Consider the following 12,269-nt stretch of genomic DNA (forward strand, 5'->3'; position numbering starts at 1 on the left):
CCCGGAGCAGAGGGGTCGCCCCGACCGGGTCGTAAAGAGTTTTGCACCTCCACCCTGCAGAGGGACACATGACAGCTACGGTCGGCGAGTACGATGTCGCCGTCGTCGGGGCGGGGACCGCGGGGTGTTACGCGGCGGCGACGCTCGCCCGCGCCGGGTACGACGCCGTCGTCGCCGAGCGCAAGTCCGAGCAGGAGGCGGGCCACATCGCCTGCGGGGACGCGCTCAAGGGCGCGAGCACGTTCCCCGAGGCGATCCCCAAATCCCGGATCGAGCCCGCCTTCACCAACACCGGCGTCGACCACGGGCGCTTCGAGATCCCCCAGCTCGAGACGGAGGTCGACATCCCCGTCCCCGGCGAGCTCGCGGTCATCGACCGCTGGGAGTACGGCCGCCGGCTCATCGGGGGAGCCGAGGACGCTGGCGCCGACTTCCACTACGACACCGTCGTCCGGGACGTCATCCAGAAAGAGGGTCGCGTCGAGGGCTTGCGGGCGGTCCGGGCGGGCGACTCGCTCGAGTACGACGTCGACCTCGTGGTCGACGCGGCGGGCGCGCTCTCGATCCTGCAGGACAAGACCGACTTCTCCGGCGCCACGTTCGACACCAACGTCACCTACTCGCAGTTCTGCTCGGCCTACCGGGAGATCGTCCACGTCGACGAGCCCGTCGAGTGGTCCGACGCGCTGGTCTTCAAGCCGACCGAGCGCGCCGCGGGCTACCTCTGGTACTTCCCGCGGACCGAGACGGAGATCAACGCCGGGCTGGGCTTCCAGATGACCGAGGAGCCGATGCAGCTTGTCGACGACCTCAAGGCCGACCTCCGCGGGCGCCCGGAGTTCGAGGGCGCGGAGGTCGAGGACAAGCTCGGGGCCGCCCTCCCCACGCGCCGGCCCTACGACTCGGCGGTCGCGCCCGGGTTCGTGGCGGTGGGGGACGCGGCCGGCCACGTCAATCCCACCACCGGTGGCGGCATCGCCGGCGCGGCATACGCGGGCACCTACGCCGCCGAGGAAGCGATCGAGGCGCTGGACGACGGGACCGTCGACGAGGGCGCCCTCTGGGAGTACAACAGCCGCGTGATGGACCACTTCGGCGCCCGCTACGCCGCGCTCGACGTCTACAACATCTTCACCACCGCCTACGACGTCGACGACCTGATGGGCCTCCTGGCGGCCCTCCCCGTGCGAAAACTCTCGGAGGCGCTATACTCCGGGTCGACGGACCTGGGCTGGTGGCTGAAGGCAAAAACCGCCGTGAAGTCCGTCGGCCACTGGGGGACCATCTACGACCTCTACCAGACGAAGTCCGTCGCCGACCGCCTGCTCGCGCACTACGAGGACTACCCCGACTCCCCGGACGGGTTCGACGCCTGGCAGGCCGACCGCGACGCGCTGATGGAGGAAGTCTACGAGATCACCGGCGCGGACGCGAAGTACTGACCGGGGCTGTTCTGACGCCGGCAGTCGCGCTCACTTCGCCTTCGCGATGTCCAGCACCGACTCGGTGAGCACCTCGACGCCGATAGCCAGCGAGTCCTCGTCGACGTCGAAGGTCGCGGTGTGGTGGCCGCCGGGGTGGTCGGTGCCGATGCAGACGTAGGCCGCCTCGCCGCCCTGTTCCTGCACGCGGTGCATCAGGTAGGTGGCGTCCTCGCTGCCGCCGAGCTCGTCCCGTTCGAGGACGCTACTCACCCGGCCGGAGCGCTCGGCGACGGCCTTGACGCGGTCGACGACGGACTGGTCGCTGGTGGCACTGGGTGCCTCGCCGTCGAACTCCACCTCGACCGAGCAGTTGTGCATCTCCGCGGCGCTCTCGATGACCTCCCGCGAGCGCTCGCGCATGTACTCCATCAGCTCGGTGGTCTCGCCCCGGACTTCCCCCTCGATGAAGGCCTCTTCGGGGATGATGTTGGTCGCGCTTCCGCCGCCGACGTGGCCGGCGTTGACCCGGGTGGCGCCGTCCTCGTGGCGCGCGATGCCGTAGAGATTCTGGACAGCGGTGGCCATCGCCTGGACGGCGTTGTCCCCCTGGTTGGGCTGGCCGCCGGCGTGGGCGGGTTCGCCCTCGAACTCGGCGTCGATGTGCGTCACAGCCAGGAAGCCGTCGACGCCCGCGACCACCTCTCCGGTCGGGTGGTCCAGGCCGACGTGGACAGCCAGGAGAGTGTCAACGTCGTCGAGCAGCCCGCTCTCGGCGACGGGTTTGCCGCCGGCGATCATCTCCTCGCTGGGCTGGAAGAGCACCTTGAAGGTGCCCTGGAAGTCGCTGTCCATCACCGCCTTCAGGACGCCCAGCCCGATGGTCGCGTGGGCGTCGTGGCCGCAGGCGTGCATCGCGCCCTCGTGCAGCGAGCGAAAGCCCTCCTGTACGGGGTGGTGGTCCTCGCTCTCGGACTCGGCGCGGGGGAGCCCGTCGATGTCCACCCGCAGGGCGATGGTGGGCCCCTCGCCGCGTTCGACGGTGGCGAGCGCGCCGGTGTATCCTCCCTTCATCCGCTCCAGGAGGTCGGGGTCGGCGCCGGCCTCGCGGGCCTGCTCGTACCACTCCGCGAGCACGTCGTCGTCGGGCAGTGCCGAGCGCTCGCCGTCGGCGAGGATCTCCGGGCCGACGAGCACGTCGTCGACGCCCATCGATTCCAGTTCCTCGACGACCCGGGCGGTCGTCCAGAACTCCCGCCAGGCGGGTTCCGGGCGCCGGTGGAACTCCCGGCGCAGCGAGCGCAGCCAGTCCTCGTCGAGACGAACCGTTGAGTCGGTTGCCATACCGGAACGTGGACGGCGGGGACTAATTATCCGTCGGCTATCCGCGCTGACGCCTTACTGACCCTGTCCGCGGACCTGTTCGACCTCGGCGGCGAGGTGGACGCTGTCGGGATACGCGCGGCCGGCGACCGAGCGGGCGAACTCGTCGTGGCCGACGATCTCGATGGTCCGGGTGTAGACGGTGTAGTGCCAGGGGTCGAACTCCCCGCCGCCCTCGACGCGCTTGTGCTGGGGGACGCGGAGCTCGGTCGGGGGCTTGGGGTGGGGACCTTTCAGCTCCGCGCCCTTGCGCTCGGCGCGGCGTTTGATGTCGCCGACGACGGACTCCAGGGTCTCCCGGTCCCCGCTCTGGAGCCGCAGTTTCGTCACGAAGGGCATACCACTGGATGGTCGCGGCGGGCTCAAAACCACTTCGCTTCCGCCGTCGCCGCGCCGGCGCGGTGCGGGCCACCCGACGGCCCGTCCGCTCGCCTCCCCCGACCCGCTCCGATATCCTCTTAACGGCGGCCCCAATACACACCGGTAATGATAGAGGCCACGAGCGCGGGAGCCATCCTCTTTCGCGACACGCGTGGCCGGCGGGAGTACCTCCTGCTGAAGAGTCGCCCCGGCGACTGGGAGTTCCCCAAGGGCGGCGTCGAGGGGGAGGAGGAGCTCCAGCAGACCGCCATACGCGAGGTGAAAGAGGAGGCCGGGATCGAGGACTTCCGGCTGCTCGACGGCTTCCGCAAGGACTACGACTACGTGTTCGAGGCGGGCGGTGACACCATCCACAAGACCGTCCACCTCTTCGTCGCCCGCTCCTTCGAGGCGTCGGCGGAGCTGAGCGAGGAGCACCGCGACATGCAGTGGCGCGACTACGAACAGGCCGTCAACACGGTCACCCAGGACGGCCCCCGCGAGATACTCAAAGACGCCCACGAGTTCCTCGACGAGAAGCTGGAGGACGACGACGAGGAGTGAGCCGGCCACGCCCCGCTTTCCCCGGCTGCCGGCCCCGGCGTCTCCGGCCGACGGCTCCGGCGTGTTCCACCACCCTTTAGCGGTCTCACCGCCTATCGCCCGTGAATGGTCTCCGACGCGGCTATCGCGACCGTCGTCTTCGTCGCCGTGACGCTGAGCTTTCCCTGCTTTCTGTACGGTGCGTGGATCGTCATCGACAACGACCCCATCACCTGGGACGTACTCACCTCGCACCTGAAGTTCATCGTCACCGGCCTGGCGCTGACGACCATCCCGATGCTCCTGTGGATGGTTCCCCGGTTGTTCGAGCAGTTCCAGGGGACAGCCCTGGTGCATGCCTTCCTCGGGTTGCAGGCCTACGCCATGCTCGTGTTCGCCGGGACCGGCATCGTCCGCATCTTCCGGGCCAAGCGCCGCCACGACCTCTATCACGACTACGACGAGGACGTCCTGCTCGACGAGATCGGCGACGAGAACATGCAGTTCTGGCGCCGCCGACTCCGGGTCGGCGTCTTCGGCTACGTCTTCTTCTGGCTGCTCGCCTACCTCGTCGGCGTCGTCAGGTATCTCTCCCGGTACGCCCTGCTGCCGTTCTGAGCGCCCGGCGGTGGGCCCGCAGCTCACGCCAGCCTCGCCTGCGCCGTTCTACCCCGACCCCGACGGTGCCGTTATGCGCCGGCCTCGCCCGTGTCGCCCTCGCTGTCGACCCAGGAGACCAGGTCGTCGGCCCCGACGAACCCCTCCGAGCGCCGCGCCACGGGCTCGCCGTCCACGAATAGCACCAGCGTCGGCACGCTCCGCACGTCGAACCGGTCGACGAGAACCGGGTCGTCCCGCGGGTTGACGAGCCCGACCGCCGCCCCGCTCGCCCGGGCGACGTTGCCAAGCACCGGCTCCATGCTCGCACACACGCCACATCCCTCGGTGTAGAACTCGACGAGCGCGACCGGGTTGGCCCCGACGAATTCGTCGAGCTCCGCCTCGTCGTCCAGGTCGACCGGTCGCTCGGTCTCGGCTTCGGCCTCCGGTTCCGCCGGCCGCTCGGGCTCGCTGTCTGCGGTGTCCATGCCCCCGTTACGTCGTCGAGGGCCCTAAGCCATCCGGCGTCCGCTCGGCCACCGGGCCGGTCAGGCCCAGGCCTCGCCGCTCGCCAGGTCGACCTCGCCGTCCAGCTTCGAGGACGGACAGATGTCCTCGAGCACACAGTCCTCGCAGTCGGGGTTGCGCGCCGTGCAGACCGCCCGGCCGTGGCTGATACAGAGGTGGGTAAACTCCTGCCACTCCGCCTCCGGGAGCAGGTCCATCAGCTCCTGTTCGATGGCCCCGGGGCGCTCCTCCTCGGTGACCCCGAGCCGTCGAGTCAGCCGCTGGACGTGCGTGTCCACGACCACGCCCTCGACGACGTCGTGGCCGTGCTGGAGGACGACGTTCGCGGTCTTTCGGCCCACGCCCTTGAGGTCGGTCAGCTCGGCCATCGTGTCGGGCACCTCCCCGTCGTGCTCCTCGAGGATCTGCCGGCAGGCCGACCGGATGTACTCGGCCTTGTTGTTGTAGTAGGTGACGGAGTTCAGGTCCTCGGCGAGTTCCTCCTGGTCGGCCGCGGCGTAGTCCTCCACGCTCGGGTACTTCTCGAAGAGGTCGTCGGTCACGCTGTTGACTCGCTCGTCGGTGCACTGCGCGGAGAGGATGACCGCGACCAGAAGCTCCAGCCGGGTCGAAAACTCCAGCGAGATGGTGGTGTCGGGGTACTCCTCGTGGAGGCGCTCGGTCACCGCCGCCGCCTGTGCGGCCGGGTCGTCGTGTGGCGTGCCCATACTCCGGCGTCGGCCGCGACCGGCTTCAGTCCCGCGGGTCCGGGCCGGCGTCGAACGGGCCCGCCAGCTGTCCCCCGGTGAGTTCGACGAGGACGGTCGCGAAGGTCGACCCCTCGCTCCAGAAGGCCATCTCCTCGATCCCGTTTCCACCCGCGGCCGTCGAGAAGACGCTCAACAGGATCGTGTCGTCGTCGACGAGCAGAACCCGTCCGACCGGCAGGTCCGGGTCCTGGTCCTCGGGGACGGCGTGGGTCACGACCGGCTGCTCGACCGCCCCGCGGACGGCCCCGTCGGCGCTCGCGACGACTGCAGTCAGCCCGCGCTCGGCGGCCTCCCGCAGTGCGTCCACGACGGGCGCGTCGAGCATCCCGGGGTCGTCGACGCCGTAGACGACCCGCTCGTCGGCCTCGCCGACGAGTTCGGCCGCCCGCGAGACGACTGCCTCGGTGCCGTGAACCAGCCAGATGTCCTCGCTGTGCTCCCCGTCGCCCGCCGACCCCTTGACGCCCTCCAGGTAGTCGAAGGCCTCCGCGCCGGTCTCGGCGAGCTGGTCGAGCAGCCGCGTCCGCGCCACGTCGGGTTCGGCCGGGCGGTACACCGTGGGCGTGGACTGGCGGGTCTCGACCAGCCCCCGCTCCTCCAGCCCCTCGGCCGCGCCGTACACCTGGGAGCGTGGCACCTCCGAGATGTCGGCGACGTCGCTCGCGGTCCCGCTGCCCAGCCGCTGGAGGGCGACGAACACCCGCGCCTCGTAGGTCGTCAGTCCGAGCCGCGTCAGCCCCTCGATAGCGTCCTCGTCGTCCATCGCGTTCTCAGTTCTGGAGCCCGAAACGGCTACAGCCTTTCGGTGTGAAGGGGTGCCGTGTTCCGCCGACTCCTCCGGGGTTCGGTCTCCGAGCCTACCCTCTCGCGGCTCGGGACTGCCGTCGCCGAGCGCAACGGCGAGCCCCTGGAGTCGGTCCGCCCCCTGGAGGCCGACAACTGGCTGTCGACGCCCTGCGTGGTCAACGACCGGTACTTCCTGAAGGTGATCACCGGGCAGAACTCCCTGGTCCACGCGCTGTTGACCGTCGGCCGGAACCTCGGCGCGTTCTCCAGCGGCCGGGCGGGGTTTTTCGACCACGTCGCCACGCCCCTCGAGATGGCCGAGCGCGAACTCGCGGCCACGCGGGAGATGCGCGCGCTCGGCGTGAACGCCCCCGAACCGCTCGAGGCCTTCGAGTTCGAGGGCCACGGCGTGCTCGTCCTCGAGTACCTGCCGGCCTTCCGCACGCTCGACTCGCTCTCGGAGCCGGAGGCGGCCGCCTTCGTCCCCGACCTGTTCGCCGCGCTCGCGGCCCTGCACGACAACGGCCTCGCACACGGCGACCTCCGGGCGGAGAACGTCCTGGTCGCCGCCGGTGACCTGTACTTCATCGACGCGACGACCGTCAGCGCCGACGCGGTCGCGGACGCGCGGGCCTACGACCTCGCCTGCGCGCTCGCGGCTCTGGAGCCGCTGGTGGGTGCTCGCGCGGCCGTCGGGGCGGCCGCCGACGCCTACGACGCCGACGCGCTGCGCGCGGCCGTTCGGTTTCTCCCCTTCGTCGCCGTCCGCCCGGACCACGACTTCGACGCCATCGCACTCCGCGGGGAACTCGACAAGGAGCTGGGGTGACTCCCGGACGGCCCGCCCTGTCGGCTCAACCCTCCAGCAGTTCCCTCGTCCGGCGGTGGCGGTACCGGAACATCGGCTCGAGGCCGACCCGCGCCAGCGGGCCGACCGCATCGCCCAGCGCGCCGAAGGGCAGGGCGTACTCCACGCGGTCCCGGACCACCGTCGCGCCGTCGTCGGCGTAGAACATGTGGGTGTGGGTCCACTCCCGGAAGGGCCCGTCGCTCATTACGTCCCGGAAGTACGCCGACCCGCCCTCGTGCTCGCGGGCGACGATGTCGGAGACCCAGGCCTGGCGGGGCCCGACCCCGAAGGGTCGGACCGACGACTCCACCACCGACCCCGCCTCCAGCACGTCGGGGTCGGGATCGCCGTCGGGCCCGCGGACCGCGTCGATCCGGATGTTCATCCACCCCGGCGTGAGCGCGACCAGCCCCTCTTCGGTCGAGTGGAAATCCCAGACCTCTGCGAAGGGAGCCTCCACCCGCACCGACCGCTCGTACGTTGGCATACCCGGGCTTGGGGCGAGAGCGGCAAAAGGGAGGCGGTCCGGCGGTCGGTGTGGCAGTCACGGGTTACGCACCCGACGGTGCAAACGGTACTCAGGGCCAGACGCCGGACTGCTCGGCGGCCCGGCGCACCCGCTGGAGGGCGACGACGTACATCGCCTCGCGGAAGGTGCCGAGTTCGCGCTCCTCGAAGGTGTCGACCAGTTCGTCGAAGGCCTCGGTGACGACCCGTTCGAGTTCGTCGTTGACCCGCTGTTCGGTCCACTGGAACCGCTGGCGATTTTGAACCCACTCGAAATAGGAGACCGTCACCCCGCCGGCGTTGGCGAGGATGTCCGGCACGACGAGCACGTCCCGCTCTTCGAGGATGTCGTCGGCGTCGGGGGTCAGCGGACCGTTGGCGGCCTCGACGATGATGTCGGCGGAGACGTCGGCGGCGATGTCGGCGTCGATGGCGTTCTCGAGCGCGGCGGGCACGAGCAGGTCCACGTCGGCGGTGAGCAGGTCCCGGTTCGTCCAGGCCCCGGCGCCCTCGAAGCCGGCCACGCTGCCGGTGTCGCGCTTGTGGTCTTTGACGGCGACGGGGTCGAGCCCGTCGGGGTCGTGGATGGCGCCGCTGGAGTCGCTGACGGCGACGACGGTCGCGCCCATGTCTTCGAGCAGGTCCGCCGCGACCCAGCCGGCGTTGCCGTAGCCCTGGACGGCGACGGTCGCGTCGGCGACGTCCCCGCCGCGGTAGTCGAACGCCTCGCGGGAGACGATGGCGACCGACCGCCCCGTCGCCTCCACCCGGCCCTCGCTGCCGCCGCTCTCGACGGCCTTGCCCGTGACGACGCCCGGTTCGGTCGTGTTCTCGAGGCTCTCGTAGGTGTCCTTGACCCAGTTCATCTCCCGCTGGCCGGTGTTGACGTCCGGTGCGGGGATGTCGCGGTCCTCGCCGATCAGCGGCCGGAGTTCCTCCGTGTACGCGCGGGTGACCCGCTCGAGTTCGTCCGCCGAGTACCCGGACGGGTCCAGCGCGATACCGCCTTTGCCGCCGCCGAAGGGGATGTCCACCGCGGCGCACTTGTAGACCATCCACCCCGACAGCGCCTTCACCTCGTCGCGGTTCACGCCGGGGTGGTACCTGATCCCTCCCTTGTAGGGGCCGCGGTCGCCGTTGAACTGCGAGCGGTACGCCCGGAACGTCTCGATGGCGCCGTCGTCCATCTCGACCGACAGCGTCGTCTCCAGCACCCGCTCGGGGTTCTTGAGCCGTTCGAGCACACCCGGGTCGATGTCGAGGTGTACCGCGGCGTCGTCGATCTGCTCCTGCATACTCTCGAACGGGTTGACCTCCTCGCTCATGGCTCACTCTACCCGAGTAGGTGGGAAATAAATGACGCACACGCGCGTAACCGCTGGCTACCCCCGCGGGGACGGGTACTTCCCGCACGGCCGCCGGTCCGGACCGTCTCAGGAGAGGGCTGCCTCCAGCCGCCCGACCAGCCCCTCGCTGCCGACGAACACCGGCGAGCGCTCGTGGAGTTCAGCGGGCGTCTTCGCGAGCAGCGACTCCCCGCCGTCGGAGGAGGCCCCACCCGCGGCCTCAAGGACGGCAGCCATCGGGTGCCCCTCGAACTGCAGCCGGAGTTTCCCCTCGGGGGCGTCGGTGAGCATCGGGTAGCCGAACAGGCCGCCGTAGGTCAGCACCTGGTTCACGTCGGCGACCATCGCGCCGCCGTAGCGGAGTTTCAGGCGGTCGGCCTCGACCGCCTCGACGAACGCCGCGAAGTCCGCCGGCCAGTCCGGCGCCCGGCCGCCGAAGCCGTAGACCGTCGGCTCCGCCGGGAGGGTCACGTCCTCGGTGAGCACCTCCCTGTCGCCGTCCTCCAGGAGGTACTCCGTCACGGTCTCCCCCCCGGTCCAGACCATCGTCGTGATGGGGCCGTAGAGGACGTAGCCCGCGGCCAGAAGCGCGTCCCCGCCCGCGGGAAGGGAGTCGTCGTAGACGCCGACGATGGTCCCCATGCCGTTGTTCGAGCGGAGGTTCGAGGAGCCATCAAGCGGGTCACAGGCGACGTAGACCCCCCCGCTCCCGCCGCCATCCCCGTCGGCGGTCACCACGCCCTCCCGTTCCTCGCTGGCGTAGCCGGCGACGCCCTCGACACCGAGCAGCCGCTCCTCCAGCAGCCGGTCGGCGTAGACGTCGGCGGCGAGCTGGCGGTCGCCGCTGGGGTTCTCGGCCGCCTCGTAGGAGCGCCGTTCCGCCAGCGCCCCACGAACGTCGGCAGCCGTGTCGGCGACGACATCGACGACGGCCTCGACGGTGTCGTCGGTTCCGGCGGCGTCGGCGGTGCGGTCGTCCCCGTCGCCGTTGCCGCCCATCTCACTCCCCGGCGGCCGCCAGGGCGGTGTCGACCGAACTCTCCTCGTAGATGACCTTCTCCAGCGCGTCGAGGATGCGGGTTGGGTTCTCCCGCTGGAAGACGTTCCGGCCGACCGCCAGCCCCGCGCCGCCGGCGTCAATGACCGCCTTCACGCTCTCCAAGAAGTCCCGGTCCGACGTTTTGGAGCCGCCGGACATCACCACTTTGGTCCGGCCGGCCATCCGGACCGCCTGCTCCATGGCCTCTCTGCTGCCGGGATATTTGACCTTCGCGACGTCGGCGCCGAGTTCGTGGGCCTGGCGGGCGGCGTAGGCGATGGTGTCGGGTTTCTTGTCGTTTTTCAGCCCCTGGCCGCGGGGGTACGACCACATCACGACCGGGAGGTCGTACTCGCGGGCCGTCTCCTGGGCCTCGCGGAACTCCTCGGCCATCTCGATCTCGTTGTTCGAGCCGCCATACAGGGTGAAACCGACCGCGTCCGCGCCGAGCTCTTCGGCGGCGTACTCCACCGAGCAGTTGACCGCCGAGTCCGGCTCGCCCATCCAGAGGTTCGAGGTGCCATTTAATTTCGCCAGCAGGTCCACGTCGTCCTCGTAGGAGGGGTAGTAGGCCTCGGCGACCCCTTTCTGGACCGCCAGCGTGGTGACGGCGTCGTGGGTCGCCACCTCGAAGACCCGCTCGGGGTTCGCGCTCTCGGGGACCTCCTCGAAGTCGACGGGGCCGTGTTCCAGCCCGTGGTCGTAGGCGAGGATGAGCACCTTTCCGTCTCTAGCCAGTGGCGTGTCGTCGAACGGTCGCATGGGCTGAGATGTGGCGACTGCGAGTAAAGTTCTTTTGGGGTGCAGTCGGCTCCGGGACGCCTCGGAGCGCGCGGCCCCGCTCGCTCAGCTGGTGTCACCGTCGATGTGGACGACGAAGACCGGCACGCGGGCGTTCTCGACGACCCGCTGCGCGACGCTGCCGAGGCGGACGTACCGCTCGTGGTCGCTTCGGCCGTGGGTCCCGATGACGATGACGTCGACGTCTTCGGCGTAGTCGAGGACCCGCTCGGCGGGTGCCCCCTCCCGGACTGCCGTCCGGACCGGAACGTCGCCCTCCTCGGCACGCATCGCTACCTCGTCGACCGCCCGCTCGGCCCGCCGGTGCATCGTCTCCATGGCCTCGTCCCGGCGCTCCTCCGGGAGGCTCCGGGCCTTCCGTTCGTCGACGACCGCGAGCGCGTGCAGCGTCGCGTCGTGGTTCCCCGCGAGTTCGACCGCGTGCCGCAGGGTCTCCGCCGTCCCCTCGCTGCCGTCTGTCGGAACGAGTACGTCGTCGTACATACGAACAGGTCCCCACCACGGGCACAAGAACGGCGCGGGGATTCCTACACCGTGGGACCGCCCCGGTAAGACGAGCCGGCTCGCGCCGCTCGGCGGAGTGGCTACCGGGACGAGTCCGACCCGGTCCGGGCCCCGTCCGTCGCTGCGTCGCCCAGCTGTTCGCCGAGCCAGTCGTAGTGCTCGCGCAGCCGTCGCTCGCCCGCGTCCGTGAGCGCGTACACGTCGTGGATCCCCTCGGCCCGGGTCTCGACGAACCCTTGCTCCTCCAGTGTCTCCAGCGCACCGTAGAAGGAACGGGGCTCGATGCGCTCGTCGTAGTGCGATTCCAGCCTGGACTTCAGCGCCTGGGCCTGCAGGGCCTCGCCGGCCAGCAGCGCACACATGTCCCGGCGTCGCCCGCTCTGGAGGAATTTCATGTCCCACCCACGCCCGGCTCCGACTCGGGGCTTTCGGCTCCGGACCGGTACGTTTGCCTGCCTCCAGCCCGACACCCGGATATGAGCGACGGGACGGCCGACGAGGCTGAGGGCGCCGGCGGGACCGACAGCGGGCCCGGGGAGACTGCCGAGGCGAACGGTATCGTGGCCCGGTACCGCGAGACCGGAACGGAGCGACTGCTCACCTTCGAGCGCGACGGCCGGACTGCGGCGGTCGCTCAAAACGTCGAGGGCTACGCCATGCTGAAAGTCCGGACGGGCGCCGACGGCGACGAACTCGAGCGCTACTACGGGTTCGACATGGCCCTCGACCACGCCGCCGAGCTGCTTGGGGTCTCCCGACACGACCTGCCGGTTCCCGACGCGGCCGAAGACATGGGGATGTGACACTGCTTTGTACGCCCGAGCGGGACCCCGCTCGGGCGTAAATAATAAA

16 protein-coding genes are annotated in these 12,269 nt (G+C 70.1%); 5 read left to right on the forward strand and 11 right to left on the reverse strand.

Going from position 1 to position 12,269, the window contains the following annotated elements; translation table 11 throughout:
* The first annotated feature begins 68 nt into the window (after positions 1 to 68).
* Positions 69 to 1,442, forward strand: coding sequence for a geranylgeranyl reductase family protein (locus tag GN153_RS03745; RefSeq protein ID WP_159899973.1), 1,374 nt, complete (start codon positions 69 to 71; stop codon positions 1,440 to 1,442).
* 30 nt (positions 1,443 to 1,472) lie between these two features.
* Here the strand turns inward: GN153_RS03745 and GN153_RS03750 are convergent, their stop codons facing one another.
* The gene (locus tag GN153_RS03750) at positions 1,473 to 2,765 is read right to left on the reverse strand and encodes an amidohydrolase (RefSeq protein WP_159899975.1); all 1,293 of its coding nucleotides are present in this window, start codon (positions 2,763 to 2,765) and stop codon (positions 1,473 to 1,475) included.
* A 54-nt stretch (positions 2,766 to 2,819) separates the two neighbouring features.
* Positions 2,820 to 3,143, reverse strand: coding sequence for an uS10/mL48 family ribosomal protein (locus tag GN153_RS03755; RefSeq protein ID WP_159899977.1), 324 nt, complete (start codon positions 3,141 to 3,143; stop codon positions 2,820 to 2,822).
* A gap of 147 nt (positions 3,144 to 3,290) precedes the next feature.
* Here GN153_RS03755 and GN153_RS03760 point away from each other — a divergent pair, with 147 nt between their 5' ends.
* Both GN153_RS03760 and GN153_RS03765 read left to right on the forward strand, forming a co-directional pair.
* A complete protein-coding gene (locus tag GN153_RS03760; RefSeq protein WP_159899979.1) occupies positions 3,291 to 3,728 on the forward strand; it encodes a bis(5'-nucleosyl)-tetraphosphatase in 438 nt (145 codons plus the stop codon).
* Between the two features lie 105 nt (positions 3,729 to 3,833).
* Positions 3,834 to 4,325, forward strand: a complete 492-nt coding sequence (locus GN153_RS03765) for a DUF7321 family protein (protein WP_159899981.1) — start codon at positions 3,834 to 3,836, stop codon at positions 4,323 to 4,325.
* Between the two features lie 71 nt (positions 4,326 to 4,396).
* Here the strand turns inward: GN153_RS03765 and GN153_RS03770 are convergent, their stop codons facing one another.
* Genes GN153_RS03770 through GN153_RS03780 form a run of 3 tightly spaced genes read right to left on the reverse strand, consistent with a single transcriptional unit; the run spans position 4,397 to position 6,347 of the window.
* On the reverse strand, positions 4,397 to 4,795 hold the full coding sequence (locus tag GN153_RS03770) for a thioredoxin family protein (RefSeq protein WP_159899983.1): 399 nt from the start codon (positions 4,793 to 4,795) through the stop codon (positions 4,397 to 4,399).
* 60 nt (positions 4,796 to 4,855) lie between these two features.
* Positions 4,856 to 5,542: an endonuclease III gene (gene nth, locus GN153_RS03775; protein WP_159899985.1), complete on the reverse strand. Its 687-nt coding sequence runs from the start codon at positions 5,540 to 5,542 to the stop codon at positions 4,856 to 4,858.
* Between the two features lie 25 nt (positions 5,543 to 5,567).
* Positions 5,568 to 6,347: a TrmB family transcriptional regulator gene (locus GN153_RS03780; RefSeq protein WP_159899987.1), complete on the reverse strand. Its 780-nt coding sequence runs from the start codon at positions 6,345 to 6,347 to the stop codon at positions 5,568 to 5,570.
* 57 nt (positions 6,348 to 6,404) lie between these two features.
* On the opposite strand from GN153_RS03780, the gene GN153_RS03785 reads away from it, so the two are divergent.
* Positions 6,405 to 7,199, forward strand: coding sequence for a phosphotransferase (locus GN153_RS03785; RefSeq protein WP_159899989.1), 795 nt, complete (start codon positions 6,405 to 6,407; stop codon positions 7,197 to 7,199).
* Positions 7,200 to 7,224: 25 nt separating this feature from the next.
* Here GN153_RS03785 and GN153_RS03790 read toward each other — a convergent pair whose 3' ends face one another.
* The 6 genes from GN153_RS03790 to GN153_RS03815 all read right to left on the reverse strand — a co-directional run bounded on the left by GN153_RS03790 (position 7,225) and on the right by GN153_RS03815 (position 11,812).
* On the reverse strand, positions 7,225 to 7,707 hold the full coding sequence (locus tag GN153_RS03790) for an SRPBCC family protein (protein WP_159899991.1): 483 nt from the start codon (positions 7,705 to 7,707) through the stop codon (positions 7,225 to 7,227).
* Between the two features lie 91 nt (positions 7,708 to 7,798).
* The gene (locus tag GN153_RS03795; protein ID WP_159899993.1) at positions 7,799 to 9,052 is read right to left on the reverse strand and encodes a Glu/Leu/Phe/Val family dehydrogenase; all 1,254 of its coding nucleotides are present in this window, start codon (positions 9,050 to 9,052) and stop codon (positions 7,799 to 7,801) included.
* Positions 9,053 to 9,160: 108 nt separating this feature from the next.
* A complete protein-coding gene (locus GN153_RS03800; RefSeq protein WP_159899995.1) occupies positions 9,161 to 10,072 on the reverse strand; it encodes a class 1 fructose-bisphosphatase in 912 nt (303 codons plus the stop codon).
* A 1-nt stretch (position 10,073) separates the two neighbouring features.
* Positions 10,074 to 10,874, reverse strand: coding sequence for a class I fructose-bisphosphate aldolase (locus GN153_RS03805; protein WP_159899997.1), 801 nt, complete (start codon positions 10,872 to 10,874; stop codon positions 10,074 to 10,076).
* 84 nt (positions 10,875 to 10,958) lie between these two features.
* Complete coding sequence (locus tag GN153_RS03810; protein ID WP_159899999.1) at positions 10,959 to 11,396, reverse strand: universal stress protein; 438 nt, start codon at positions 11,394 to 11,396, stop codon at positions 10,959 to 10,961.
* A 101-nt stretch (positions 11,397 to 11,497) separates the two neighbouring features.
* Positions 11,498 to 11,812, reverse strand: coding sequence for a PadR family transcriptional regulator (locus GN153_RS03815; protein WP_159900001.1), 315 nt, complete (start codon positions 11,810 to 11,812; stop codon positions 11,498 to 11,500).
* Between the two features lie 81 nt (positions 11,813 to 11,893).
* Here GN153_RS03815 and GN153_RS03820 point away from each other — a divergent pair, with 81 nt between their 5' ends.
* Positions 11,894 to 12,220 (forward strand): DUF7111 family protein, encoded by a 327-nt coding sequence (locus GN153_RS03820; RefSeq protein ID WP_159900003.1) that lies wholly within the window; start codon positions 11,894 to 11,896, stop codon positions 12,218 to 12,220.
* Positions 12,221 to 12,269: the final 49 nt, after the last annotated feature.

Source organism: Salinirussus salinus, from assembly GCF_009831455.1.
GTDB lineage: Archaea > Halobacteriota > Halobacteria > Halobacteriales > Haloarculaceae > Salinirussus > Salinirussus salinus.